Source organism: Microbacterium sp. NPDC079356, assembly GCF_049545465.1.
Classification (GTDB): Bacteria; Actinomycetota; Actinomycetes; order Actinomycetales; family Microbacteriaceae; genus Microbacterium; species Microbacterium gawkjiense.
Genome location: NZ_JBMWDN010000009.1, coordinates 1 through 24,298, shown reverse-complemented (window position 1 = coordinate 24,298; position 24,298 = coordinate 1). Strand labels below are relative to the sequence as shown.

Genomic DNA, 24,298 nt, shown 5'->3' with positions numbered 1-24,298 from the left:
GATCAACGCCCAGTCCTCCAAAGTGATCACTCTCCAATCGTTGAGTGTTCACTTTTCAAGCGCCGCTACTGTCCAGTTTTCGAGCGCCGTCGACAGCGCCATTGCCGAGCGTGACCACTCTCGTGCCGGAGCAGGTCTATGTATGCGTTCGTCGACCTCGAGCTGCGGGGGTCTCCTGTCTTGCTGAGGAATGTAGTACCCCACGTTGTGCCCCCGCGGCTCGCCATCCAAGTCATCTTCCCACCCCAGCAAATGGTGATCTCGAAGAGAGACTCGCCGCGGCAAGCGCCTCCAGTGCGCTGAGTCATATTCCGCACCCAGGTCCCAAGCTTTGAGGCAAACACGGTGTTACCGACGACGAGCGCGGCTTTCACCGTCTTATAGACCCGCTGCATGGCGACAGGGAGGAAGTCCACCACGGATCGGCAACCACCGGAAACGCGGTGCTCTCATCGACTTCGATGACCTAAGTGAGCCCGGAGGGGCACAGTAGGTAGTGAGTCTCAATGGAGAGTCCGTCGGCATCTACCGCCCATGGCATACCGATTGCGCCTATCTCCACCTGTGCAGTCACGAGGCGAGAAGTCGGTGGCGACAGTGATTCCAATGCTGCGATTTGCTCCTCTGTCAGGTCGTCCCCCGCGAGGACATTCTCCGGCTTGCTGGCGGTTGGCGCGGAGACGGCTGACCTTCCGAGGATCGAGTCGACCTCATGCGTGTATCGATCGATTTCGGCCTGCTCAAGAACCTCGACCTGCTGTTGGGCAAGTAGCAGTACACTCCCGTCGTCCTGGAGTCGAAGACTGACGCCCTCGGGTAGCTTCAGCCCGTATTCGACGCGACTGGCGGACTCGGCGTCCGGATGAATCGTTGCGATCTGCGCCCCTGAATCGGTCGCATGAACCACCGCGTTCATCCGCGACTGAGCATCCGAGTACACGGCGGCGCCATCATGCTTCGCGTTCTCCGATAGTGAGCCGTCGAGCACGGTGACCTCGATGCTCTCTCCCGACGGAGACTCGAACTGGATGGCGCCATCGGGGTTCACCTCGATCTTGCCGCTTTCAGCGAAACCGGCACCCAGATGCCCCTTCGACCCCTCGAGCGGGGTCGAAGGCAAGTCACTTGCTGCCTCGACCAAGTCGGTCGCAGATTGGGGATCATTCGGATCCCAGGCCAAAGCGGCAGCTGGGACGGCGGCCGAAGCTACCTGGGCTACAGCTGGACTCTCGCCGAGCGAGGTCCGAACGGTATCTGAGACGCCCCAACCGATCCCGTCGCGGGTTGAGCCGCAGCGATGACGCATACAAAAGTCAGGGCGACCGCAGTAACACTCAACGTCGCAGTCTTTCCTGGGCCACTACGCGATCTGCCCACAAATCCCCCCCCCGGGGAGGGCACAGCGACAGGTAATCGCTCGTCAGAGCCCTCAAGCAGATAGAAGCGCAAATCTGCCGCTCTGTCTACGAAACACTTGTCTTGGCTATCCGCCTCAGGCGTGGTGTCAGCTGGAGCGAGCTGGAGGAGCACGTCTAAGCGGTCAGCGCCCCACCGGCTCAGTGCTGCGGGGGAGTCGCTCCCTCGCAGCCGCCGCGGTGGTGACTACAATCGGGAGACGCACGGCGAAGGCAGGAGATCAGTGGCGAGCAAGCGGAGCACGGCGGAGGCCACCGGCGCATCGACGGCGGCGGGTTCGGCGACCGACACCCCGATGGGGCCGACGGGACGTCCGTACCACGGCTTCCCGACCCCTCCGAAGCTCGACGGCCACGGGCCCGCGCGCATCATCTCGCTGTGCAACCAGAAGGGCGGCGTCGGCAAGACCACGACCACCATCAACCTGGCGGCCGGTCTCGCGTCGTACGGTCGCCGCGTGCTGGCGGTCGACTTCGATCCGCAGGGCGCGCTGTCGGCCGGGCTCGGTGTGCAGACGCACGAGACCGCGACGATCTACGACCTGCTCCTCGACCCGAAGCGCGACCCGAACGAGGTCATCGTCACGACGTCCGTCGACGGCCTCGACATCCTCCCCGCCAACATCGACCTGTCGGCCGCCGAAGTGCACCTCGTCAACGAGGTCGCCCGCGAGACGATCCTCGCCCGCGTCCTGCGCAAGGTCGCGGGGGATTACGACGTCATCCTCATCGACTGCCAGCCCTCGCTCGGGCTGCTGACGGTCAACGCCCTGACCGCGAGCCACGGCGTCCTCATCCCGCTCGAGTGCGAGTTCTTCGCGCTCCGCGGCGTCGCACTGCTCATCGAGACCATCGACAAGGTGCGTGACCGGCTGAACCCCGCCATCCAGCTCGACGGCGTGCTCGCCACGATGTACGACCCTCGCACGCTGCACTCGCGCGAGGTCCTCGAGCGGGTCGTCGATGCGTTCGGCGACGACGTGCTCGAGACGGTGATCGGCCGCACGGTGAAGTTCCCCGACGCCTCGGTCGCCGGCGTGCCGATCACGAAGTTCGCTCCCGAGCACTCCGCCGCCCAGGCGTACCTGCGCCTCGCGCGGGAGCTGGTCGCCCGTGGCGCCGTCGCCTGAGGACGTCCCGGACGCCGACGCCGCGCCTTCCGAGGCGGACACGACCGAGACCGGCGGCGACCGGTTCCGCGTCTCCCTCGGCAACTTCGACGGTCCCTTCGACCTGCTGCTGACCCTGATCTCGAAGCACGAGCTCGACATCACCGAGGTCTCGCTCAGCAAAGTGACCGACGAGTTCATCTCCTACCTGAAGGGCCTCGACGACGACGCCGAGCTCGACCAGGCATCCGAGTTCCTCGTCGTCGCGGCGACGCTGCTCGACATGAAGGTCGCGGGTCTGCTGCCGCAGGGCGAACTGGTGGATGCCGAGTCCGTTGCCCTCCTCGAGGCGCGCGACCTGCTGTTCGCGCGTCTGCTGCAGTACCGCGCGTTCAAGGAGGTGTCGGCGTGGTTCGCGCGCTGCCTCGAGCGCGAGGGCAAACGTCACACGCGTGCCGTGCGGCTCGACGAGAAGCACCGGCGGGCGGTCCCCGAGCTGGTGTGGACGCTCTCGCCCGAGGACTTCGCCGCCATCGCCGTGCTCGCCTTCGCGCCGAAGGAGATCCCGCACGTCGGGCTCGACCACCTGCACGCGCCGCTCGTGTCGATCCGCGAGCAGGCGGCCGTCGTGGTGACGCTGCTGCGCGACGCCGGCCAGCTCAACTTCCGCGACCTCGTCGCCGGAGTGACGCAGACCGGTGTCGTCGTCGCGCGCTTCATCGCCGTCCTCGAGCTCTACCGCCACGCCGCGCTCTCGTTCGAGCAGCTCGAGCCGTTGGGGGAGCTGACCCTGCGCTGGACCGCCGAGCGGTGGTCCGAAGAGAACCTCGCCACCCTGGGAGCCGACTATGACCGATGACACCGCCGGCGTCGACGCCGCCGAGGCGGAGGCGCCGCCCCGTTCGCAGGAGCCCGCCGACATCGCGCGGCGTCTCGAGGCGATCCTCATGATCATCGACGAGCCGCAGAGCCTCGTCTTGCTCGCGGCGGCCGTCGGTGCGCCCGTCGCTTCGGTCCGCCGGGCGATCGAGGAGCTCGTCGCCGACTACGACGGCGATCGGTCGGGGCCGCGCCGCGGCTTCGAGCTGCGCGAGGTCGGCGGGGGCTGGCGGTTCTACGTCCGCGAGGAGCACGACGACCTGGTCGCCGAGTTCGTCAACGGTCAGGCGCCGTCGCGGCTGTCGCAGGCCGCGCTCGAGACCCTCGCCGTCATCGCCTACAAGCAGCCCGTGTCGCGCAGCCAGGTCGCCTCGATCCGCGCGGTGAACGTCGACTCCGTCGTCCGGACGCTCCTCGCGCGCGGCCTCATCACCGAGGCGTTCACCGACCCCGAGACGGGCGCCATCAACTACCGCACCACCGACGCGCTGCTCGGACACCTGGGGATCAACTCCCTCGACGAGCTGCCCCCCATCTCCCCGCTGCTGGACGACGGCTCCGCGGGATTCGAAGGAGAGACCATCCGATGAACGACCAGTCCGACGAGAACCGGGTCCGGCTGCAGAAGGTGCTCGCGGGCGCGGGCGTCGCCTCGCGGCGCGTCTGCGAGCAGTACATCGTCGAGGGCCGGGTGCGGGTCAACGGCGTCGTCGTGACCGAACTGGGCTCGCGCATCGACCCCGCGCACGACCTGGTCGACGTCGACGGGACCGCGGTACAGCTCGACACGAGCAAGCGCTACGTCATCCTCAACAAGCCGACCGGTGTCGTCTCCTCCATGAAGGACGACCAGGGTCGCCCCGACCTCCGGCGCTTCACGAAGGACTGGCCCGAGCGCCTCTACAACGTGGGCCGATTGGATGCCGAGACGAGCGGCCTGCTCGTCCTCACCAACGACGGCGAGCTCGCCCACGTCCTCGCGCACCCCTCCTTCGGCGTCACGAAGGTCTACATCGCGAAAGTCACCGGCCGCGTGCTGCCGCAGACGATCGCGCAGCTGACGAAGGGCATCGACCTCGAGGACGGCCCGATCGCCGCCGACAAGGCCCGGCTGCTCGACGCGAGCGGCGACACGAGCCTCGTCGAGCTGACCCTGCACTCGGGGCGCAACCGCATCGTCCGCCGCATGATGGCTGCGGTCGGCCACCCGGTGCAGGAGCTCGTCCGCCGCCAGTTCGGTCCGTTGCACCTGGGCACGCTCCCAGCGGGCCGGGCACGCGAGTTGACTACAGTGGAGCGTGGTGCGCTGCTGACTCTCGCGCGCCAGGCGGACACCCCGCCCGGGGATCCCACTCAGGAGCAGTTGTGACCGACGCCATCGACGCGCGCGCCCGCGCGGTCCGCACGAGCGGTCTCGTCCGCATCGTCGGTGCGGGCCTGCTGGGCTCGAGCATCGGGCACGCGCTGCGCGCCCTCGGCGTCGACGTCGTCCTCGCGGACGCCTCGCCCGCCCAGCTGCGCCTCGCCGTCGATTACGGCGCCGGCCGGCTGGCGCGCGACGACGACCGTCCGGATCTCGTCGTCGTGGCGGTGCCGCCCGATGTGACGGCGGACGTCATCGAGCGCGAGCTCGGCGCCTTCCCCGACGCGGTCGTCACCGATGTCGCGAGCGTCAAGCTCGAACCGCTGCTGACGCTGCGGGAGCGCGGTGTCGACCTCTCGCGCTACATCGGCTCCCACCCGATGGCCGGACGCGAAAGGGGCGGCGCGATCGCCGCTCGCGCCGACATCTTCTTCGGTCGCCCGTGGGTCATCTGCCGCGACGAGGAGACCTCCGCGCGCGACCTCGCCGTCGTGGAGGGGCTCGCCCTCGACCTCGGTGCCAGCCTCATCGAGATGACCCCCGAGGAGCACGACCGCTCGGTCGCCCTCGTCTCGCACGTGCCGCAGCTCGTGGCATCCCTCCTCGCCGGCCGGTTCGTCGGGGCCGAGGACGCCTCGCTGCGCCTGGCCGGGCAAGGAGTGCGCGACACCACCCGTATCGCGGCATCCGCCCCCGAACTGTGGGTGCAGATCCTCGGCGCCAACGCCGACCCCGTCGTCGAGGTGCTCGACGCCCTCGCCGCCGACCTGGCAGGTGTCGCCCGTGCGCTCCGCGACCCGGATGCGCCCGGCGCGCGCCGCGCGGTCGCCGACACGATCCGTCGCGGCAACGAAGGCGTCGAGCGGCTCCCCGGCAAGCACGGTCAGAACCGCCGTTTCGAGACGGTCGTCGTCATGGTCGACGACACCCCCGGCCAGCTGGGGCGCCTGTTCGGCGACCTCGGCGAACTCGACGTCAACGTCGAGGACTTCCGTCTCGAGCACTCGCCCGGCGCCCAGTTCGGCCTCGGCGAGATCAGTGTCGTCCCGTCCGCCGTGACCGTCGCCACCGACGGACTCGCGGCGCGCGGGTGGAAGATTGCGAGCCTCAATGACTGACCCGATCACGATCGCCATCGACGGACCCGCCGGCAGCGGCAAGTCCAGCGTGTCGAAGGAAGCCGCGCGGCGGCTCGGCTACGGCTACCTCGACACGGGGGCGGCCTACCGCGCGCTCGCGTGGCATGTCCTCGAGCACGGCGCCGACACGTCGGACGCCGCGGCCGTCGTGGACGCCGCCGGCGACTTCGACTACGCGATCTCGCTCGACCCGGATGATTACTGGGTGCGCGTGGGGCAGGCCTCGGTGACCGAGGCGATCCGCGAACCGCGCGTCAGCTCCGCCGTCAGCGGTGTCGCGCGGGTGCCGGTCATCCGCGAGCAGGTCAACGTCCTGTTCCGGCGGCTCGTGGCCGAGTCCGGCCGCCCCGGCGTCATCGTCGAGGGTCGCGACATCACGACGGTCGTCGCCCCGGACGCCCCGGTGCGGATCCTGCTGACCGCCGCCCCCGAGGTGCGCGCCGCGCGGCGCAGCGCCGAACTGACCACAGAGGATGCCGCGGCTGTCGCCGCCGCGCTGCACAAGCGTGACGCATCCGACTCCCAGGTCGTCGACTTCCTCACCGCCGCCCCCGGCGTGACGGTCGTCGACTCGACCGACCTGGACTTCGCACAGACCGTCGACGCCGTCCTGGCCGTCGTGCGGTCGGGAACGGAAGGCTCACGATGAGCGCCGAAGACGAATACGAAGGCGGCCCCGACCAGATCGAGGAGAAGCTCGCGGGCCTCGACGAGGAACTCGCCGAGCAGCGAGCCGCAGCCCTGCGCGCGTCGCTGGCCGACTACGACCTCGACGAGGAGGACGACGACCTGCTCGCCGGTTTCACCGCCGGCGGCGAGGTCGTCGAGATGCTGCCGGCGCTGCCGGTGGTCGCGATCGTCGGGCGGCCGAACGTCGGCAAGTCGGCGCTCGTGAACCGCATCCTCGGCCGCCGCGAGGCCGTCGTCGAGGACACGCCGGGTGTCACCCGCGACCGAGTCAGCTACAAGGCCGAGTGGATGGACCGCCGGTTCACCCTCGTCGACACCGGCGGGTGGGAGCCCGATGCGAAGGGCATCGATCGTTCCGTCGCCGCGCAGGCCGAGGTCGCGATCGAGCTGTGCGACGTCGTGATGTTCGTCGTCGACGCCATGGTGGGCGCGACCGCGACCGACGAGCAGGTCGTCCGGCTGCTCCGCAAGACCGACAAGCCGGTCTTCCTCGTGGCCAACAAGATCGACGACGCCCGCCAGGAGCCCGAGGCTGCAGCGCTCTGGAACCTCGGCCTCGGTGAGCCGCACCCCGTCTCGGCCATCCACGGCCGCGGCGTCGCGGACCTCCTCGACGAGGTCATGAAGGTGCTCCCCGAGATCTCGGCCGTTGCGAAGAACGAGCTCGGCGGACCGCGCCGGGTCGCGATCCTCGGCCGCCCGAACGTCGGCAAGTCCTCGCTGCTGAACAAAGCCGCGGGGGAGGAGCGCGTCGTCGTCAACGACCTCGCCGGCACCACCCGCGACCCCGTGGACGAGGTCGTGGAGCTCGGCGGCAAGCTGTGGCGTCTCGTCGACACCGCCGGCATCCGTCGTCGCGTGCACCTGCAGCAGGGCGCCGACTTCTACGCGTCGCTCCGCACGAGCGCGGCGCTCGAGAAGGCCGAGGTCGCCGTCGTCGTTCTCGACGTGACCGAGTCGATCAGCGTGCAGGACCTCAACATCATCGACCTGGTGCTCGAGTCCGGCCGCGCGCTCGTCCTCGCGTTCAACAAGTGGGACCGCCTGAACGACGACGACATGGACAACGCCGACCGTCGCCGCTACCTCGAGCGCGAGATCGAGCAGGACCTCGCGCACGTCACGTGGGCGCCGCGCGTCAACCTGTCGGCGCGCACCGGCCGCCACCTCGACAAGCTGGTCCCGGCCCTCGAGACCGCGCTCGAGTCGTGGGATCAGCGCATCCCGACCGGCAAGTTCAACGCGTTCCTCGCCGAACTCATCGCCGAGCACCCGCACCCGCTGCGCGGCGGCAAGCAGCCCCGCATCCTGTTCGGGACGCAGGCCTCGACACGTCCGCCGACATTCGTGCTGTTCACGACCGGGTTCCTCGACCCGGGCTACCGCCGGTTCATCCAGCGACGCCTGCGCGAGATCTTCGGTTTCGAGGGCACCCCGATCGTCACGAACATGCGGGTGCGCGAGCGTCGCCAGCGCTGAGCGCCGTCGCTTGGCGTCGCTTCGCGAGGAGATGACGCGTCCCGAGGAGGCATCCGTCCGGATCGGTCCTCGGGAACCGTCATCTCCTCGTCTGCGTGCGTCGGCCGGTGACGGATGCCGCGCCGCGCGGCGCGCTGCGTGAGAGGCTGGTCGGGTGACCATCCGCCCGCCCGATCCCGGTGAGCCGCGTCGCCCTTTCGGGCCGCGCGATCCCGGCGACGCGTGGGTGATCGCCGACAGCGGTGAGAAGTACTGGGGCCGATTCGGAGCGGCGGGACTGCTCGCACACGACCCGGAGCGCGGCATCCTGCTGCAGCACCGGGTGTCGTGGAGCCACTTCGGCGGGACGTGGGGGATTCCCGGGGGAGCACGCCACGAGGGTGAGAGCGCGACGGATGCCGCGATCCGCGAGTCGCAGGAAGAGGCCGGCGTGCCCGGCGACGCCCTGCGCCCCCTCTTCACGAGTGTCCTGGATCGTGGTGTCTGGTCGTACACGACCCTCGTCGCGGTGGTCGTGCGCCCGTTCGAGCCGGTCATCGCGGACCCCGAGAGCTACGCCCTGGAATGGGTGGCGGTCGACCGCGTGGACGACATGCCGCTGCATCCGGGGTTCGCGGGATCCTGGCCCGAGCTGCGCGCCGCGCTGTCGACCCGGGTCGCGCTGATCGTCGATGCGGCGAACGTCGTCGGATCGACGCCCGACGGGTGGTGGCGCGACCGTGCCGGCGCCGCGGGGCGTCTCCTCGCCGGCCTCGAGCGCGTCGCGGACGACGGTGTGGCCGCGGCCGAGATCGGGCTCGGCGGGGACCGGTGGTTCCCGCGCGTGGTCGCCGTCCTCGAGGGGGCGGCGCGATCCGCGCCCGACGGCCACGGCCGTGTCGAGGTGGTCCGGGCGCCGGGCTCCGGCGACGATCGGATCGTCGAGTGCACGGCGGAGGCGGTGTCACGCGGCGAGCGGGCGGTCGTGGTGACGAGCGATCGCGGTCTCGCGGAGCGGGTGACCGGCGTCGGCGGGACCGTGCACTCCGTCTCCTGGCTGCGCGGGCAGCTGCCGTCGTGAGACGGCTGATCGGGCTCGGCGTCGCCGTCGTCGCCGTCGTTTCGGGACTCGTCGTGCATCTGGCGGCGCCGGACGGCGCGGCATCCGACATCGCGGGCGATGCCCTCTACGTGGTCGCGATCTGGGGCGGGCTGGTGCTGCTCGTCCCGCGGTGGCCGTCCTGGGCGACCGCTGGTGTCGTGCTCGTCTGGAGCGTCGCCGTCGAACTCTTCCAGCTGACGGGACTGCCGCTCCGGTGGGCGGCGGAGTTCCCGCCGATCGTCCTCGCGCTCGGCACGTCCTTCGACCCGAGGGACCTGGCGGTCTACGCGGTGACCGCGATCGTCCTCGGCGGAGCGGATGCCGTCGCCCGCCGCACGCTCTCCCGTCGCCGCGCGGGGTCAGCGGCCGCGTAGCCGCTCGATGTCGCGACGCTCGCGCTTGGTGGGGCGGCCGGCGCCGCGGTCGCGGACGGCGATCTGGGCGACGGGTTCGCGCTCGGGGGTGCGGTCCTCGGCGGCGACGGCGGCGAGCGGAGCGCCGACGCGCTTGGTGATCGTCTGGCGCACGACGAGGATGCGGTCGAAGCCGGCGATCCGCACGCGCAGCTCATCGCCGGGACGCACCTGCTGTGCCGCTTTCGCCTTCTCGCCGTTGACGCGGACGTGTCCGGCGCGACAGGCGGTCGTCGCCGCGGAGCGGGTCTTGTAGACGCGGACGGCCCACAGCCAGGAATCCACACGGACGGCATCCGCCATGTCATCCCCCTCCCGGTCGCGGGATCCATCGTAGGCGGGTCAGGATGCCGCGAGCCGCCGTTCGACTCGGTCGAACATGGCCTGGTCGAAGGCGACGATGCGTGCCTCGGCGACCTGCGACGGCGTGTCCTGCAGGGTCGAGACGGCGGCGTCGACGGCGTCGTCGAGGGGCCAGCCGTAGATCCCGGCACTGATGAGCGGGAAGGCGACGGTCGTCGCCCCGAGGTCGTCGGCGACCTCGAGCGCCCGACGGTAGCAGGACGTCAGGAGGGAGCGGTCGCGTTCGCCGGCGGTGTGGTTCGGGCCGACGACATGGATCACCCAGCGGGCCGGCAGGTCGCCGGCGGTCGTCCACCCAGCATCCCCCGTGGCGAGGCCGTGAGGGAAACGTGCGATGCAGTCGGCGAGGATGCCGGGTCCGCCCGCACGGTGGATGGCACCGTCAACGCCGCCCCCGCCGCGCATCGCCCGGTTGGCGGCGTTGACGACGGCGTCGACGTGCTGGCGCGTGATGTCGCCCCGAACGAGGGTGACCCGCGTCACGTGAGGGCCTTCGCGACGATCGGCCGAGCGGCGCCGGGGCGAGCGGTCTCGGTGAAGCCCGCGCCGAGGAATGCGGAGAGCGTCCCGTGATAGAGCTCGTTGCTCGAGAACCGCTTGATCTCCGTGTCGAGCGGGTAGCCCTCGACGATGCGGGCGCCGTGTGCTCGAGCATGCTCGACGGCGGCGTCGAGCAGTTTCGACGCGATTCCCTTCGAGCGGTGCTCTGTGCGGACGACGAAGCAGGTGATCGCCCAGACCGATGGGTCGTTCATGGGCTCGCGGGACTGCTGGACGTTGCGCGTGCGCGCGAGTCGCGGCTGGTCAGGGCGAGGAGCGACCTTGACCCATCCGGCCCCCTCGCCGTCGACGTAGGCGATGAGGGCCGAGGGGACCGCGGCGGTGAGGTCCATCCGCAGTCGTTCGCGCCGCTCCGCGTGCGAGGTGGCGTCGAAGTCCTTAGGCGCGAGCATCCACCACTGGCACCAGCAATCCGCTCCGTCGCCGCCGCCCGAGAGGGCGTGCTCGGCGTCGCCGAAGCGGTCGGCCCGCGCCGGTTCGATCGTGATCTGCGTCATCCGGGCAGAGTAGTCCCGTGCTCGGACACGCGGAACCCCGTGGCGGTTCGCGGCGGGGCTGCGGACCGGCTAGGATAGGGGAGTTGTCCGCGAGGGCATCGGACCGGGATGTGGCGCAGCTTGGTAGCGCACTTGACTGGGGGTCAAGGGGTCGCAGGTTCAAATCCTGTCATCCCGACCGGACGAGGCCCGGAATCTCAACAGAGGTTCCGGGCCTTCTGCATGTTCCAAATCAGCGGAGGACTCCTAAAGGACTCCGGTTATCAACGGATGTCTCTGCTGTCCGCCAAGATAGGTGGCGTGGGGGAACCAGTAGCCGATCCGCAAGAATCCGGACGACAGAGACGTCGTCGCGCGCGTCCGCCTAGGGAGTCCGACTTACCGATCAGTCCAGAGATTGAGCGCGTATTCGACCTGATCCCTGAGGCCGGTGAGGGCTATCGCTGGTACGACTACCCCTACCGTTTCCTGTCATGGTTGCTGTCCGGCTGGAGACGGAGGCTGTTCCCGAATTCGGTGCGCACATGGCTCAATGACCGTCTAAATGATCTTCTTCAATTCAACGAACATGAGCGGCACAAGGTAATGGGCCGGGACTCTGTTCTGGAGAACCTGCTCGTTCCGCCTGATGAGCACGTCCGGGTCGGCGGACTGTGGGTCGTCGAGTTGTTCCCGCCCACCGAGTTGCCAGCGCTTGAGCGTGCGATGAAGCGCAACGGTTGGAGCAAACCAAGGGCAGTACCACCACACGAATCTGACAATCTCGCAACCCTCGAACGCTCGCGCTCGCAATGGGGCTCCAGGTGGTGGCGTCTGGCGGACGTGCTTCCTCCAAAGTCAAATCGGTTTTACTCGTTCCATGCCCACAAGATGCGGCTTCCCGAGTCCTTCGACATGGTCGAGATTCGCGCCGTCCAAATCGGCCAGGGGCTGACGGCGGCAGTCGCCTACTTCACACCCACCGACGAAGCGAGGAAATCGCTCGACGCTGTTTGGCACGCCGCCCATGAGCCCATGATTGTTTGGGAGAACGGTCGATTGATCCCTCTCGACCGGAAGTACGCGGCAATCCGGCGGATTCAGGCTCAACGGCGAATGCTCCGCACGGAGGCACGTGATTGGCTGGCTGGGAAGCTGCCCGGGTCATTCGCGGCGAATAACGAGCAGCAGTTGGTGTTGGAACTGCTGCTTCTAGACGAATTCGATCCCACCACTGTTGTTTTCGCGGAGGGGAATGAACGGGACGTGCGGTTCGCAAGAGCGAACCAAATGGACGTGTACCGCGCCGTCGGGATCGACATTCACGACTTCGAAGAGATCAAAGCCAAATCCCTGCCCGGATTGATCCTGTCGCAACCGGATCGGCGGGGACGTGACATTCTGGCGGACGACCCAACATGGACTCTGTGGGGCAACACCGCGACAGTGGCTGCCGGGTTCGAAAGGGAGCGAGAATTGTTTGGAGGCACAGTAGCCGCGGTGGGCCACAAGGTCGATAACTTCTACGAACTCCTCCCGATGCTGGCGATCGTCGAGTACCTGGGTAACGCAGACGCGAGGTATGCCCGGCTTCGAGACCGTGCGAGCACACGCCATGGAAAGTTCAGAGGTCGCGCGCTCCGCGACCTTCGGCGAAGTTTCCTGACGCTCAGTCTCAACATCACGTCCATTCACCGCGACGTGAATGAGTTCTGGCAGTCGCATGGCCCAGTGGTGATTTCGGACTTTAGGATTCACGAATCGCGTCAGCGGAAGACGTGGCGCCGGGCTCGTGGAGATCGCAAAAGCAAGCCTGTGAGGCTCGACGAGTCAATTAGGAAGCGGCTAGATCGGCAGATCACACGTCTTACCGAGGCCGACAGCGACTACAGGGACATCCTTTCGACCGTCGCCTCGTTGGGTGCATCTGCTGATGCGTTCAAGGTCGGGCGGTGGGCGCTGTGGGTCGCGATCGCCTCTCTGGCCGTTGCTACTGTAACCACGCTCGTGGCCGATGTCGGCTGCTCGAGTGTCCTGCAGCACCTGCTTATCTGGAACGATCCCGCGACGTGCGGTCCGTGAGATGAGTGCGGGTTTTCGTCGGGCACGCGTGGGGTCCGTAATCAGCCTGTTCGATTAGCTGCGTCCGATGGCCGTCCAGTCGACGTCAATCTGTGCGTGGCTCATTTCGGCCGCGAGCTTGCCCTTCCAGGCGCCAGCTGAATCCAGGGGGATGTAGACGAGACCGGTAATGTCGCTCGGTAGCTCCACCCCCTCGTCGTAGAGGACTGCAACACGGCTACGTCCAATCAAGCCGATGAAGAATCCCAACTCGAACACGACGTTCTGCCTAGCTCGCGGTCTCTCGTCTTCCACATCGAGAAGCTTCGACCGTCCAACATCATCCGACGTGAGGAGCACCACCGCGTACGCGACGCTTGACGCGCTTTCTTCAAACTTTTCGATGAGCACGCGTCCGCCATTCGGCTGCTGATGGAGAATGACCGGCGAGTCAGATGTCAGCTTCTGGAGGAACGACTCGAGTTCGTACTTCCGCTTATCATCCTGCCCATGCACGATGAAAGTTTTCGTCGGTGCTTCTGCCTCCGGCGATCCCTGAGGGGCTGGTGCTGGCTCGGGAGTCGGCGTCGAGGTGTCAGCTTCGTGAGCTATCTCTAGCTCAAGCTTCGCCGCTTGGAGCAGCGAGATCACCTTCTTCACACCCGCAGGGCGGTACCCGCTCGTGTCCATTCCGGAGATGTAGAAGCCCGGGAAGTAGTCGATGTTATTGAACTGCGCGAGCATCACACTGTCATCGCCGAAAACGTTTCGGAGAACGACTTCAGTCCGAGTCCGCCACGCCTCGAAGTCTTCGGGGAATCCCTCTCGCGCGTCGCGAATCTGCTGATCGATGAGTTGGAGCTTGCGATCGTGTTGCATGGCCACACATTACTGTCAGCGCCGCGCCCTGAGCCCGATACCGACGGCAGCGGAGACAAGTGTCGCCGCGGCAATATGTGCGGAGAACGCGGCGCGGTGGCGGGTGAAGTCCTTCGGGCGGACGTGGGCATAGACCTTGTCGGTGATGGCGTAGCTCGCGTGTCCCATCGCGCGCGACAGCTCGTGCATATCGAGTGCGCCGCTCTCCAGGGCTAGGGTGGCGAACGTGTGCCGAAGTTCGTGGAAGTGGAGCCCCGCTAGCCCGGCTCGGGCTGCAGCGGGCTTGAAGGTGTAGCGATAGAAGCCCTTCGGGTCGAAGGCGTACTTGTAGCTGATGGACCGGTGGCCCGGAACCTTTCCCGGCCATAGCCCCGCCTCCAAGTCGCTGCGGTGAGGGTGATTGCGGAGGTAGACCCCGAGGTCGCGGAAGAGCGTCTCGTCCAGGATCGGTACTGTCCGGATTGCGCGTGCAGTCTTGGGCGCGCCGGTGATGTAGCCCCGGCTGGTGTGCGTCTTGTTGAGCTTCACGTGCACCTCGCCCCGCCGGAGGTCGACATCCCGGACGCGAAGCGCAGCGACCTCTCCCGCTCGGAGTCCAGTCAGCGCGGCGAAGCGAACGAGCAAGTCGAATGGCGGCTGATCCGACAACTCTGCTGCCAGTGTGTTGACCTCCTCGACGGACAAGAAGCGCGCTTCCTCGGTGTCGGCCTTCGGCTTCGTGACCGCGATGCAGGGGTTGAACGGGATCAGTCGGTGCGCGTAGGCGTAGGAGAACACCTTGCGGACCACCTTGTACGTCCCGAGGACCGAGGTCTCGGTGCGTTGCCCACCGTCGGCCTTCGGCTTGGTGCGCAGTCCCGCGAGCCACCCGTCCAAATCTGCGGCCGTCAGCGTCGCGACGCGACGGTTCCCGAAGACGGGGTAGGCGTGCACCCTCAACGCGATTTCGTAGCCGTCGAGAGTCTTCTGCTTGAGGTGCGCGCTCGCCGCGATCATGTCCTCAGCCGCCTGGCGAAAAGTCTTCGACCGACCCGCTAGGTGCTCTGTGCTGTGCCCCTCCTCCAGTTCGCGGATGATCTTGTCGCGGTGCCGCTCCGCTTCGCGCTTGTTGTAGAACGCCTTCTTGCGGAACGTGCCGGACTGCGGCCTCCACCGAACCGTGTAGCGGGTACCTTTGCTCGTCTCATCGACGTGGATGTGTGCGCTGGCCACGTTAGGCCTCGTCCCGAATTGCGCGGATGAAGGTGTGCGCGTCGGCGTGCGGTCCGACTGCCCACGGTGCCCACTGCTGGAACGGGGACTGCACCGAGATCATTCGCAGGCCGGTGCCTGGACGCGGGCGCGCGATGTGGGTGACCTGGACAGGGGTGTGCGGCGCCTTGGTCTCGCGGTCGCGGCGGACGTAGATGGTGTCACCGACGGCGAGGCCTGCAACGGTCACTTCCGGACCGGGGATAAAGGTGGGCTTGGGCATGGTGTCTCCTGATGGTTAGGCGGCGGGTGCCGCGGGCTGAGGGGCGGTGTTGGTGAGGCGCTTATGCGCCTTGGCGACGGTGTTGGTGGTCCATGCCGCGCCGGTCGCCGTGGTGTGGCCGGCAGCGTTGAGGGCGTCGGCGGTCTCGGTGAGAGTTCGGGTTCGCCGGTGGTGCAGGAGTGCGGACGCGGTGGCCGGGTCGAGCTGAGACACCCTGCCCATGTGCTTCCCGCGGCGCTTGGCTGCCTGCATGGCGGCCGAGACGCGATCGCTGATGATGCGGCGTTCCCATTGGGCGACCGCCATCATCACGTTCGCGACGAGCTCACCGACCGGAGTGCTGGTGTCTACGCCGAGGTCGATGGCAACGAGGGACCAGCCGCGGGCACGGGCGAGGTTGAGCACGCCTGCGAAGTCCGTCACGGAGCGGCTGAGGCGGTCGAGCTTGGCGACGACGAGTCCGTCCACGTCGCGGTGGCGGGTGTGCAGACGGGCGAGGGCGGCTTGAAGCTGAGGACGGTCGAGTGACCTGGCGGAGTGTCCCGCATCCTCGTGCCAGACGATGTCCCAGCCGTGAGCGTCGGCGTATGCGCGGATCGCGTCACGCTGGGCCGCGAGTCCGAGTCCGCTGTTGGCCTGCTCCTCGGTGGACACGCGCAAGTACCCGATCATCGTGGTCATCGCGTCGCCTTGCGATCGACGTAGGGCTGGGTGTCCCACCGCGGGTGCAGGGCGCGCCAGCGGTCCGTCTCGGGGATCAGTCCGAGCGTTGCGCCGGTGTCCCAGGCGACCTGCACCGTGCCCGCGTCGTCGGTGTGAGTGACGGTGCCGACCGCACCCGGTTGCAGCTCTGTGTTTGGGTCCGTCGTGTGCATCAGCACGATCCGGTCGCCGACATCGTGGGGCTGGAGGTCGTTCATGAGCGGTCCTTTCGGGTTCGAACATAGGTTCGATTCGAGAGGAAGAATGCCTGAAGGTTCACCTTCCGGCAAACGTGGCCGCCAGGTCTGTTCAGTCGCCCTGGTCCTGCTGGCGCTCCTGTGGTCGGCGGGGTCGGAGTGACACCGGGGGAGCCCGACCACCTTCTGTTGGCCAGGCGCCCCATCCCTGTGAGCGCGGAGGTCATTCGCGGGTCATCCGAGCCTCTGAGCTGCGCCCGCCGGACCGCGTCGCACGGTCTTTCCGGTCCGCGGCGTAGTCGGCGGCACGGGACGCTTCGTCAGGGGTAGCGCCGTTGTTCAGCGCCGTCAGGTACGCCTCCCGACCGCGTCCGACCCGTGCGCGGGACTCTGTAGCGTCCCGGTCGCCGTGCCGGTCGAGCGCTTCCAGCTCAGCCGGGTCGACGCGGCTGCTCGTCCGTCGGTCCTGTGTCGCACGGCGGGCGCGCTGCCGGTCCCGGTTGTGCGCTCGGTCGCCCCGCGTGGTCGGGGCGGCATCCAGAGCGTCGTCCTCCACCAGTTCGGCATCGATAATCTCGGAGGCCTTCGCGGACACCTCCACGCCGTCCAGGTCTTCGCCCGAGACCTCGAAGTCCACCAGGGCGTCGCCGATGAAGTCCTCGAAGGTGCGCTTGGTGATGCCGACTTCGATGTTTTGGGTGCCGGACAAATTGGCCCGGTCGAGCAGATCCTTCGCGGCGGCGAGCTTGATGTTGTCGGCGACCTTGGGGGAGGAGAGCAGTTCGATCAGCTTGGAAGCGGCCAGGTCGCTCGCCATGAGGATGCGCACCTGGGCCTTCGCCCGGACCTGCGGAGCCGAGCCGCCGTGGATCCGACACACGTTCGCCCCGGTGATTGCGAAGTTCGCACAGGGTGTTCCATTGGCGCGGCGTGCTGAGCATACGTTGCCGCTGTTCTTCCGTGCTTCGAGCCCCTTGGGCGGCGGTGCCCCGTACCGCGTCCGCTTCTTGCCGTTCTCATTCATGGTCTGCAACTCCTCTGTTCTTTGCGTTTCTGGAAGGGGCCGAGCGGCGGGTGAACAACCTCACCAAGGGATTCCCGCCGCTCGGCGGTTTGTAGGAAGCGGGTCGGCGTGATGCAATCGCCTCGAATGGGCCGGACCGGGCGGTCTGGGCCCTGACGAACTTCTTCTCCCGAGGCTCACTAGCGAAAAGTTTCACGACGGCCGGACCGCCCGGTCCTCCTGCGTAATTCATGAGGTCGTGCTCCATCGGAGACCGGACCAGATTCGCTGCTTTCCCGTCAAAGGGGCGTCGTCGGTGAAGCTCTTGAGGCGTGGCCCGCTTTCGCGTCGTCCGGGTCGGGACACGTCGAGGGAGTCCACGCGGGTCCGGGAGCGGTGGACGCCGTGCTGCTTGAACGTGGGGTGTTCTTCGAACCGGTCGGCGTAGGTGTTGTTAGACCAGCCCTGCTTGTTGTGGAGCTTCGCCCAGGCGTCGAAGGTCTCCCATAGATCGTTCGCGAGCACGACGCCCGCCGGGTCGAACGCGAGGTGCTCTCCGACGAACTGCATCACGTCGTCTGCCAGGAGCCGCCAGTCATTCGTCGCGTCCTGGATCGCGCGCGGGGCGTCCGGTGTGGTCATGCCGAGCCGGAACCACTCACGCGCGCCAGCGACCAGCCAGGCGAGCACGGCCTCCTCGGGCACCGTGCGGAAGTGGTGGCGCAGCGCAGGGTCTCCGCGCTTCTCGCCGCGACCGGGCGTCTGTTTGCGCACGAACCGGTAGGGGAACACGATCATCTGCAACCGGCGCCAGGTGCCGTGGTCAGTTTCGGTGACGGCGGGGCGATGGTTCGAGGTCACGAACATGGTGTGCGTCGCCTGCCACACGACGGTCTTTCCGTACAGGGGTCTACCGTTGAGGGTCCCGGTGCCGGCCACGTCCTTGAGGCGCTTTGTGCTCAGCCGTCCGCCCTGCGGCATCTCTTCCAAGACGACGAGCCGCTTGCCGCGGAGCTCCATCATCTCGGGAATGTTCTCGCCAGGCTTCGCGAGCATCACCTTCTCGGGGACGGGTCCGGCGAACGAGCCGAGGGACATGGTGATCCCATCAAGGAAAGAGCTCTTGCCGTTCTCGCCACCGCCTTGGAGGAACGTCACCTTGTCGTGGTCCGGTGGGAAGCCGGTGATCGCCTGCCCGAATAGCAGTTGCACGTGCTGGTGCAAGTCTTTGGGCAGGGCGTTCATGGCGCGACGCCACAGAGCGGACGTTGCCTGAGGGTTGTAGCTGACGCGCGTGATCGCGGTGAAGCGGTAGGCCTCGCTGTGCGCCTCGACCGTCCCGGTGCGCAGGTCGACAACGCCGTTCGGGGTGTTGAGGTGGTAGGGGTGGTTGTCCCACAAGTCGTATGGCTCTTCGAGAATTCCCCTGAGCAGCGCCGCGACGTTCTCGATGCGCGCCCGACGCAACAGGGCGGTGATGGCGTTGAGGTTGGTGCCTTTCGCGAGTTCCATGTCGAAGATGCGCTTGAGCTCGACTCGGACGGCCTCGACCACCGCCGTCGAGGACGAGGGGCGCCACACCGGACCGGTGTTCTCCAGCCAGTCCTTGAGCCCGGACACGTACGCGAACCGTCCCCGGAAGCGCTCACCGACGTAAACCGCCAGCGGGCCATCTTCGAGCGACGTTGCCCCCTTGTCCTCGCTTTTGCCTGACGGCTTGCGAGGTTCGCGGGACCAGGCTTGTTCGAGATTTACCTTGGCGGCGGACTCGGAGTAGGGCGGCTCGGCGTCATGCTCGACGGCCTGCTGGTAGGCATGCAGAACCTCCCAGGACTCGTCGCGGGTGTAGCGCTCGTCGCGCAGTTGACACGCGAGCCACAGGCCGGTGTTGTCCCGCCCTTCGCCGTCCTCGGCCTTATCGAGCGCCATCTGCAACAGCTCTGATGAGTCGCGGCGGGCCGACTGACCGTGGACTGGGGAACGCTCGATCAGACGCAGCATCCCCTCAGCCGTGCCGCCCGACGTGAACCAGTCGTTCACATCGGTGCCCTGGGGGAGGTGCACGCGGCGCAGCTCCCGCACGATGGGGGACAGGGCCGCGGCCCATTGCTCAGCCGCCTTGTTGCCAGCCGCATCGGCGTCGAGGGCAAGCGCCACGCGCCGACCTAGGAGAGCGTCCAATCCGAGCTTCGGCATGCTGCCCTCGCCGTTTGAGCCGAACACCGCTGATAGTCCGTGGCTCGCCGCTGCAGCCCAGTCGAACTCGCCGCCTGTGACGATCACCCAGTCATCGTTGTCCGCGAGGCGGTGGATACCCGCGAGCCTGGTTGGACTGCCGCGGCCCTTGGTGTTGATCGTCTTTGGTGTATCGCTCCTCGCGTTGGGCAGATGCAGTCGCACATTCACGACCTCCCCGTCGCCGTCGCGGATGGGGATACCGATCCGATTGCCGACGCGATACCAGCCCTCGGCCTCGATGAACTCCCGGCTCACTGCGCGACTCTCGATGTATGCCAGATCGCGAGAGGGGAGTGCAGGAAATGATCGAGGCGGGGACTCCAGCGCTTTCGCGCCGACAAGTCGGATGGTGCGGGGTCGGATCGGCATCGGATGTCCTTCGAGGCAGGAGTCAGGGGAGGGCGTCAGGCGGGGATGCCTTGACTACCGCACCGCTTTGACGGTCATCGATTCCACGAGCGCGTCGAGGTGCTCGTCGGTGAAGTAGACGCGGTGGCCGATTTTGAGGTGGTCCACCTTGCCCGCCTCGACCCAGCGCTTCAGCTGGCGGCTGGTGATGAGGTCAATGCCCGTACGGGCCTGAATGCGGGCGGGTGCGGTGTCGTAGGTGGAGAGCGCGAGCTTCTCGGGCTGCTTGGCCATGTCGGAGATCCCTCGGATTGAGGTCGAGAGATTCCACTTCAACGACAAAAGCCGAGTGCAGAACCCCTCGACAAGAACTGTCGGTAATGGTTCTGCTGCTCGGCCAGACGTCCACAGCTTGGTCTTACGAGGCGTCTCCCGCGAGCCGTACTCACTTCGGGAGCCGATAGCCTCGGCCCTCTGACTGCTTCTTCGCTACCTTCGACTTCTCGAAGGGCTGGCCGCTATTCGCCGGAGAATCTGACATGTCATCTCGTCCGGGACAGCGGGTACTTCTATTGGTAGTGAGAGGAACTATGCCCCACTAGGCCTCCCATCGCAAACCGCGCTGCTCCGTCGTGCTGGACCATCGCGGAGGTGCTGACCACAGAATGCGCGTTCGCAGAGGCGGTCCGGCATCCAGACGACGTTGCTGACCTGGACGTGCTCGGAGTCGCCGTCGATGAGGTGGACGTGGTGGGTGAGGTGCTTCTTGCCTGGAAGGCGGGGGAGCCACGCGCGGGCGACGAGTAGTGCGACTGGCACCCAGGGGCGCTCGCGGAGCGACCGACGCGGAACGTCTACAACGAGCACGCCGTCGACGAGCCGCGGCATGACCCGTGAGCCGTCGCGCTTACGGTGCACTCGGCCGTGCACATTCACCTCGTAAGGAGGGAACCCGGCGATCGAGCGGAACTCTCCCTGATCGGGGATAATTGATCGTGAAGGCATGTTGACCTTTCTGCGACGCCCGTCCCGTCTGAGCCAGCGCGGGGCGGGCGTCTGTCGTTGATCAGCGGATGAATCGGGTGGGGTCCAGGCCGACGAAGGAAGACCGAGGCATCTTCGCGATGATGTTCTGGGTTGCCGCGTAGGGGTCTGAGAGCCGTTCGGTGTGGCGGGCTGCCTCGTGCGCGGCGCGTTCCAGTCGGCTCTGTGTGTCCTTCGCGAGGGCCTGGAGGCGCTGATACTCCGTCGCTGCATCTTCGACCGAGACCTTCCCGCGGCGCAGATCCTTCGCGAGGGTGAGCAGTCGACCGGCGACGTTCTCCGCGGTCTCCACATGCTTCGCATTGCGCTGCAACGACATCTCTGCGGACTCGCGCAGCGAGGCTTCAGTGCGGCGCACGCGGTCGAAGGCTGCGTCGTCGTACGCGGCGATGGTCCTGCGTTCCAGCTCGCTGTTGCCGTAGACGGCTTCTCGAGCCGCGATGCGTGGCCCGTCGAGCGCGCCCGGACCGACAGGGTTGATGAGCATTGCGCCCATCGACGTGGTCTGCACGGTCTTCGCGGTCGGGTTGACGGGTGTTCCGCCGGGTTCGGTGACGCGTGTTGCGGTGGTCATGGGGGTCTCCTGTCTCAGCGCCGGAGGGCGCGGTTCTGTTCGGCGAGACCGCGGATGCGGGCGCGGGTGGCTGCGAGCCGGTCTGCTTCTGCGAGCACGTCCTGGAATGCGTCGATGGCCTCTTCGAGGTTGGCTCCCAGGCCCGAAGCTGCCGACCCGTACGACCGGGTGGCTTCGGCGAGGCGGTCGGAGACTCGCCGGGTGTTCGGGTCGATGGGGTACTTCGGGAGGTCTTTGGGTGTGATGGTCATGCTGGCTCCTTGGTGGTGTTGTAGGTGGTCGTGGGGAGGACTTCGGCGACCTCGGCCGACACCAGCGCATAATGCGCGAGCGCCGTCACGATCAGGTGCCGCAGCACAGCAGCCCGAGATGCACCCGACAAGGCGACCAGGGCCTCCAGGGCCGTGGCTACTTCGTCGGGGACGTAGGTCTTGACGAGCTGTTGCCCCTCACGGAATGGCCGGCTCATGCTGATGCTCCTCTGCGTTGGGTCCGAGTCGAACTACTCTCGGACCCTTCTGTTGCGATGGCAAATAACCAGGTGAGGAGCGATAAATCTCTTGGATTTCTGCACATTCATGTTCGCGCCTGTGGTCGCAACGCGGCGCGTTTTGGGTTCGGACGAGACTTAGAGTGACGAGAGGACGAGACCATGGCACCCGATTACGAATCGATCTTCAGCGAGCGCAGTGAGCACTCCGGCACCCGCGGACCGCAGTACCTCGCCCCCGACGGCAGCCCGCGCCGACTCGGCGTCGGCGAGCGCGCGGGTCTGATGCGGCGGGCCGGGCTCGCAGACCAGCCGACCGGCAACGGGACCGACCCTGACGAGTTCGGCATCCTCATCCGCCGGTAGCTGATCGGGAGGCCCACAGGCTTGGCCACCGTGTGACGAAAGGCGCGGGCGTGGGCCCGTGGGCATATCCCGCGCCTTTCGCGTGGGAGGTGTGGGTACCGCGGATCCGGGCGACTCCTTCGACGACGGTCGGTGACACGGTCCAACCAGAGCTCGGGGAGGACTCCGAAAGGACTCGCGCCACGCCTCCCCGGAGCCCTCCTGTGCGCTCCGCGGCGCTCCGGGGTGCGTCTGGTGAGAGGCGGGAAGTCGTGCGGACTCTCGGGGTGGAGCGGAGTCCAGTGGTGCTTGCCGGTCTGTCAGAAAGTCGGAGGAGGCTGCCTGGGGGTCAAGGGGTCGCAGGTTCAAATCCTGTCATCCCGACCGGTGGGCTGTTGGCAAAACTGATTGCAGAACAGTCGAAAAAGGAGATGGGCACTGGCTTCGCGCCAGTGCCCATCTCCTTTTTCGTGCCGCGTTTCGCCTCATTGTCATTCTGGAGAACGCCTGGTGAACCTGAACGCTTCATCGACCGCCAATGGCAGGTCGTGTTCACTGGGCGACTGCGAACCTGGTCGACTTATAGAGCGGCGAGAAGGTCGGTGCATGCCTGCTCGCAGCGGCGGCAGGATTCGGCGCACACGCGGCAGTGCTCGTGCATGCCTGCGTGCTGTTCGCACTCGGCGGCACAGGACGCGCAGGCGGTGCGGCAGGCTTCGAGCAAGGCGCGAACTGTCGCGACATCCGGCAGGGTTTGGCGGGAAAGCACTGCACCGGTGACGGCGCAGATATCTGCGCAGTCGGAGTTCTTCCGAATGCACGTGACGAGTTCCGCGACCATGTCTTCTCCGAGGCATGCATCTGCGCAGGTGGTACATGCCTGGGCGCATTCGACGCACGCCTCGATACAGCGCAGAAGGGCGTCCTGTGCTGCGGCGAAACCGACTTTCGGGTGGGTGGCGAGCATGTGATCTGCAACAGTCATGGCGGCTCTTCCTTCTTCGGGGGCACTTCCCCCAATGCGGTCACGCTAAAGCGAGGTCGAGGATGGACGGAGGGGCTTGCAATTTTTCGATAGGTGGAGGGCAGCTGGCTGGGTCCGCTGTCATCGACGATGAGGATGTCGCCAGCGTCGGTAATGGCGAATGCCTGCGCGGAGCCGTGCGCCGTGCCGATGTTTCGCCACGATAGATCGCGGGTCGTGCTCCTCTCCGAGCTGCCTTTGCTTCCCACGCCGATCAGTTGCTGGCCGTCCGGGGACACAGCGATGAGGGACATGATCGGGCTGTCTGGCAGCGGTCCGAACGTCGCCCTTGGTCGGTACTGACCTGAGGCCCGTCGGGCGTCGTGGCGATGATGCGTCCGGTGGCGTCGACGACGAGTGCGAAGGACAGCAGGTTTGCGCCGGTGGGTGAACCGTCCCCGGTTCTTTGCCGCTCCTATGCGGGTGCCAGCACCGGGTGGGATGGCGTTTCGAGGTCAGCGTAGTACGCGGCCTCGAACTCGTCGGGCGGGACGTTTCCAATGGTCGAGTGCAGGCGTCTCGCGTTGTACCAGTCGACCCACCCTGCGGTGACCCATTCGGCGTCATCGATCGATCCGATCGACGCGGCGATGCCCTCGAGGGCGAGGGTCTCGGCGAACGACACGCTCGTGAACTGGGATCCAGCGTCGCTGCCCATCCCCGGCGGGGTAGCCGGCGCGGTCGCGTCGCCACAGCGCCATTCGTAGCGCGGTGGTCACCAACGGTGTCGTCTTCACGGTCGCCGCGTGCCAGCCGACGATCGCCCGCGAGTAGCAGTCGATCACGAATGACACATAGACGAACCCGGCCCACGTCCGCACATACGTGAAGTCCGCAACCCAACGCCGGTTCGGCACGGGGGCGGTGAAGTCACGGTCAAGCAGATCAGGGGCCCTCGCGGCGTTGCGGTCCGGGACCGTGGTCCGCACGCCCTTACCGCGCACGAGGCCG

29 protein-coding genes, 1 tRNA gene and 2 pseudogenes are annotated in these 24,298 nt (G+C 67.1%); 13 read left to right on the top strand and 19 right to left on the bottom strand.

The features are described from left to right. Nucleotides 1-466: 466 nt before the first annotated feature. The gene (locus tag ACPEH0_RS14435) at nucleotides 467-1,141 is read right to left on the bottom strand and encodes a hypothetical protein (RefSeq protein ID WP_366214683.1); all 675 of its coding nucleotides are present in this window, start codon (nucleotides 1,139-1,141) and stop codon (nucleotides 467-469) included. Nucleotides 1,142-1,711: 570 nt separating this feature from the next. Here ACPEH0_RS14435 and ACPEH0_RS14430 point away from each other — a divergent pair. The 9 genes from ACPEH0_RS14430 (at nucleotide 1,712) to ACPEH0_RS14390 (ending at nucleotide 9,529) form a co-directional block, all read left to right on the top strand. Beyond that, the gene (locus ACPEH0_RS14430; RefSeq protein ID WP_217529136.1) at nucleotides 1,712-2,545 is read left to right on the top strand and encodes a ParA family protein; all 834 of its coding nucleotides are present in this window, start codon (nucleotides 1,712-1,714) and stop codon (nucleotides 2,543-2,545) included. Beyond that, the gene (locus ACPEH0_RS14425; RefSeq protein WP_217528251.1) at nucleotides 2,529-3,383 is read left to right on the top strand and encodes a segregation and condensation protein A; all 855 of its coding nucleotides are present in this window, start codon (nucleotides 2,529-2,531) and stop codon (nucleotides 3,381-3,383) included. Before ACPEH0_RS14430 ends, ACPEH0_RS14425 begins: the two co-directional genes overlap by 17 nt. Then, nucleotides 3,373-3,993, top strand: a complete 621-nt coding sequence (gene scpB, locus ACPEH0_RS14420) for an SMC-Scp complex subunit ScpB (RefSeq protein WP_366214684.1) — start codon at nucleotides 3,373-3,375, stop codon at nucleotides 3,991-3,993. The genes ACPEH0_RS14425 and scpB overlap by 11 nt, the downstream gene beginning before the upstream one ends. Beyond that, on the top strand, nucleotides 3,990-4,772 hold the full coding sequence (locus ACPEH0_RS14415; RefSeq protein ID WP_217528247.1) for a pseudouridine synthase: 783 nt from the start codon (nucleotides 3,990-3,992) through the stop codon (nucleotides 4,770-4,772). Before scpB ends, ACPEH0_RS14415 begins: the two co-directional genes overlap by 4 nt. Beyond that, a complete protein-coding gene (locus ACPEH0_RS14410; RefSeq protein WP_064002381.1) occupies nucleotides 4,769-5,884 on the top strand; it encodes a prephenate dehydrogenase in 1,116 nt (371 codons plus the stop codon). Before ACPEH0_RS14415 ends, ACPEH0_RS14410 begins: the two co-directional genes overlap by 4 nt. After that, nucleotides 5,877-6,554, top strand: a complete 678-nt coding sequence (cmk, locus tag ACPEH0_RS14405) for a (d)CMP kinase (RefSeq protein WP_253034386.1) — start codon at nucleotides 5,877-5,879, stop codon at nucleotides 6,552-6,554. The genes ACPEH0_RS14410 and cmk overlap by 8 nt, the downstream gene beginning before the upstream one ends. Further along, nucleotides 6,551-8,074, top strand: coding sequence for a ribosome biogenesis GTPase Der (gene der, locus ACPEH0_RS14400; RefSeq protein WP_359921241.1), 1,524 nt, complete (start codon nucleotides 6,551-6,553; stop codon nucleotides 8,072-8,074). Before cmk ends, der begins: the two co-directional genes overlap by 4 nt. Nucleotides 8,075-8,228: 154 nt before the next feature. Next, nucleotides 8,229-9,134, top strand: a complete 906-nt coding sequence (locus tag ACPEH0_RS14395; RefSeq protein ID WP_366214687.1) for an NUDIX hydrolase — start codon at nucleotides 8,229-8,231, stop codon at nucleotides 9,132-9,134. After that, a complete protein-coding gene (locus tag ACPEH0_RS14390) occupies nucleotides 9,131-9,529 on the top strand; it encodes a DUF2809 domain-containing protein (RefSeq protein WP_311283482.1) in 399 nt (132 codons plus the stop codon). The genes ACPEH0_RS14395 and ACPEH0_RS14390 overlap by 4 nt, the downstream gene beginning before the upstream one ends. Here ACPEH0_RS14390 and ACPEH0_RS14385 read toward each other — a convergent pair. Genes ACPEH0_RS14385 through ACPEH0_RS14375 form a run of 3 tightly spaced genes read right to left on the bottom strand, consistent with a single transcriptional unit; the run spans nucleotide 9,515 to nucleotide 10,989 of the window. Then, nucleotides 9,515-9,871 (bottom strand): RNA-binding S4 domain-containing protein, encoded by a 357-nt coding sequence (locus tag ACPEH0_RS14385; protein WP_064002377.1) that lies wholly within the window; start codon nucleotides 9,869-9,871, stop codon nucleotides 9,515-9,517. The genes ACPEH0_RS14390 and ACPEH0_RS14385 overlap by 15 nt on opposite strands. A 39-nt stretch (nucleotides 9,872-9,910) precedes the next feature. Next, nucleotides 9,911-10,414, bottom strand: a complete 504-nt coding sequence (locus ACPEH0_RS14380) for an O-acetyl-ADP-ribose deacetylase (RefSeq protein ID WP_217528238.1) — start codon at nucleotides 10,412-10,414, stop codon at nucleotides 9,911-9,913. Then, nucleotides 10,411-10,989, bottom strand: a complete 579-nt coding sequence (locus ACPEH0_RS14375; protein ID WP_366214688.1) for a GNAT family N-acetyltransferase — start codon at nucleotides 10,987-10,989, stop codon at nucleotides 10,411-10,413. Before ACPEH0_RS14375 ends, ACPEH0_RS14380 begins: the two co-directional genes overlap by 4 nt. A gap of 104 nt (nucleotides 10,990-11,093) precedes the next feature. On the opposite strand from ACPEH0_RS14375, the gene ACPEH0_RS14370 reads away from it, so the two are divergent. Then, nucleotides 11,094-11,167 (top strand) — tRNA-Pro (locus ACPEH0_RS14370). 92 nt (nucleotides 11,168-11,259) lie between these two features. Further along, nucleotides 11,260-13,050: a hypothetical protein gene (locus ACPEH0_RS14365; RefSeq protein WP_366214689.1), complete on the top strand. Its 1,791-nt coding sequence runs from the start codon at nucleotides 11,260-11,262 to the stop codon at nucleotides 13,048-13,050. A 54-nt stretch (nucleotides 13,051-13,104) separates the two neighbouring features. Here the strand turns inward: ACPEH0_RS14365 and ACPEH0_RS14360 are convergent, their stop codons facing one another. From ACPEH0_RS14360 to ACPEH0_RS14320, 9 genes and pseudogenes are all read right to left on the bottom strand, one after another. Further along, nucleotides 13,105-13,908: a nucleotide-binding protein gene (locus ACPEH0_RS14360; protein WP_366214690.1), complete on the bottom strand. Its 804-nt coding sequence runs from the start codon at nucleotides 13,906-13,908 to the stop codon at nucleotides 13,105-13,107. Between the two features lie 15 nt (nucleotides 13,909-13,923). Next, nucleotides 13,924-15,120 (bottom strand): tyrosine-type recombinase/integrase, encoded by a 1,197-nt coding sequence (locus ACPEH0_RS14355; protein ID WP_366214691.1) that lies wholly within the window; start codon nucleotides 15,118-15,120, stop codon nucleotides 13,924-13,926. Between the two features lies 1 nt (nucleotide 15,121). Next, nucleotides 15,122-15,382, bottom strand: a complete 261-nt coding sequence (locus ACPEH0_RS14350) for a hypothetical protein (RefSeq protein WP_366214692.1) — start codon at nucleotides 15,380-15,382, stop codon at nucleotides 15,122-15,124. A gap of 15 nt (nucleotides 15,383-15,397) precedes the next feature. After that, nucleotides 15,398-16,063 (bottom strand): recombinase family protein, encoded by a 666-nt coding sequence (locus tag ACPEH0_RS14345; protein WP_366214693.1) that lies wholly within the window; start codon nucleotides 16,061-16,063, stop codon nucleotides 15,398-15,400. Further along, entirely contained in the window at nucleotides 16,060-16,302 is a 243-nt protein-coding gene (locus ACPEH0_RS14340; protein ID WP_366214694.1) for a DUF4314 domain-containing protein, read from the bottom strand. Before ACPEH0_RS14340 ends, ACPEH0_RS14345 begins: the two co-directional genes overlap by 4 nt. A 202-nt stretch (nucleotides 16,303-16,504) precedes the next feature. After that, nucleotides 16,505-17,098 (bottom strand): hypothetical protein, encoded by a 594-nt coding sequence (locus ACPEH0_RS14335; protein ID WP_366214702.1) that lies wholly within the window; start codon nucleotides 17,096-17,098, stop codon nucleotides 16,505-16,507. A gap of 51 nt (nucleotides 17,099-17,149) precedes the next feature. After that, nucleotides 17,150-17,305: pseudogene (locus ACPEH0_RS14330) on the bottom strand (hypothetical protein); the annotation flags it as partial. A gap of 228 nt (nucleotides 17,306-17,533) precedes the next feature. Further along, nucleotides 17,534-19,777 (bottom strand): DNA primase family protein, encoded by a 2,244-nt coding sequence (locus ACPEH0_RS14325; protein WP_366214695.1) that lies wholly within the window; start codon nucleotides 19,775-19,777, stop codon nucleotides 17,534-17,536. 168 nt (nucleotides 19,778-19,945) lie between these two features. Continuing rightward, the gene (locus ACPEH0_RS14320) at nucleotides 19,946-20,164 is read right to left on the bottom strand and encodes a hypothetical protein (protein WP_366214696.1); all 219 of its coding nucleotides are present in this window, start codon (nucleotides 20,162-20,164) and stop codon (nucleotides 19,946-19,948) included. A 357-nt stretch (nucleotides 20,165-20,521) separates the two neighbouring features. Here ACPEH0_RS14320 and ACPEH0_RS14315 point away from each other — a divergent pair, with 357 nt between their 5' ends. After that, a complete protein-coding gene (locus tag ACPEH0_RS14315; RefSeq protein ID WP_366214697.1) occupies nucleotides 20,522-20,677 on the top strand; it encodes a hypothetical protein in 156 nt (51 codons plus the stop codon). Nucleotides 20,678-20,936: 259 nt separating this feature from the next. Here the strand turns inward: ACPEH0_RS14315 and ACPEH0_RS14310 are convergent, their stop codons facing one another. The 3 genes from ACPEH0_RS14310 to ACPEH0_RS14300 all read right to left on the bottom strand — a co-directional run bounded on the left by ACPEH0_RS14310 (nucleotide 20,937) and on the right by ACPEH0_RS14300 (nucleotide 21,957). Beyond that, nucleotides 20,937-21,410: a hypothetical protein gene (locus tag ACPEH0_RS14310; protein ID WP_366214698.1), complete on the bottom strand. Its 474-nt coding sequence runs from the start codon at nucleotides 21,408-21,410 to the stop codon at nucleotides 20,937-20,939. Between the two features lie 92 nt (nucleotides 21,411-21,502). Continuing rightward, nucleotides 21,503-21,739: a hypothetical protein gene (locus ACPEH0_RS14305; RefSeq protein WP_366214699.1), complete on the bottom strand. Its 237-nt coding sequence runs from the start codon at nucleotides 21,737-21,739 to the stop codon at nucleotides 21,503-21,505. Continuing rightward, a complete protein-coding gene (locus ACPEH0_RS14300) occupies nucleotides 21,736-21,957 on the bottom strand; it encodes a hypothetical protein (protein ID WP_366214700.1) in 222 nt (73 codons plus the stop codon). The genes ACPEH0_RS14305 and ACPEH0_RS14300 overlap by 4 nt, the downstream gene beginning before the upstream one ends. Before the next feature lie 183 nt (nucleotides 21,958-22,140). On the opposite strand from ACPEH0_RS14300, the gene ACPEH0_RS14295 reads away from it, so the two are divergent. Next, the gene (locus ACPEH0_RS14295; RefSeq protein WP_366214701.1) at nucleotides 22,141-22,344 is read left to right on the top strand and encodes a hypothetical protein; all 204 of its coding nucleotides are present in this window, start codon (nucleotides 22,141-22,143) and stop codon (nucleotides 22,342-22,344) included. Between the two features lie 559 nt (nucleotides 22,345-22,903). On the opposite strand, the gene ACPEH0_RS14290 is transcribed toward ACPEH0_RS14295, so the two are convergent. The 3 genes and pseudogenes from ACPEH0_RS14290 to ACPEH0_RS14280 form a co-directional block, all read right to left on the bottom strand. Next, on the bottom strand, nucleotides 22,904-23,308 hold the full coding sequence (locus ACPEH0_RS14290; RefSeq protein ID WP_217528234.1) for a four-helix bundle copper-binding protein: 405 nt from the start codon (nucleotides 23,306-23,308) through the stop codon (nucleotides 22,904-22,906). After that, nucleotides 23,305-23,601, bottom strand: a complete 297-nt coding sequence (locus ACPEH0_RS14285; RefSeq protein WP_217528232.1) for a hypothetical protein — start codon at nucleotides 23,599-23,601, stop codon at nucleotides 23,305-23,307. Before ACPEH0_RS14285 ends, ACPEH0_RS14290 begins: the two co-directional genes overlap by 4 nt. 161 nt (nucleotides 23,602-23,762) lie before the next feature. Further along, a pseudogene (locus ACPEH0_RS14280) lies at nucleotides 23,763-24,298 on the bottom strand (transposase); the annotation flags it as partial.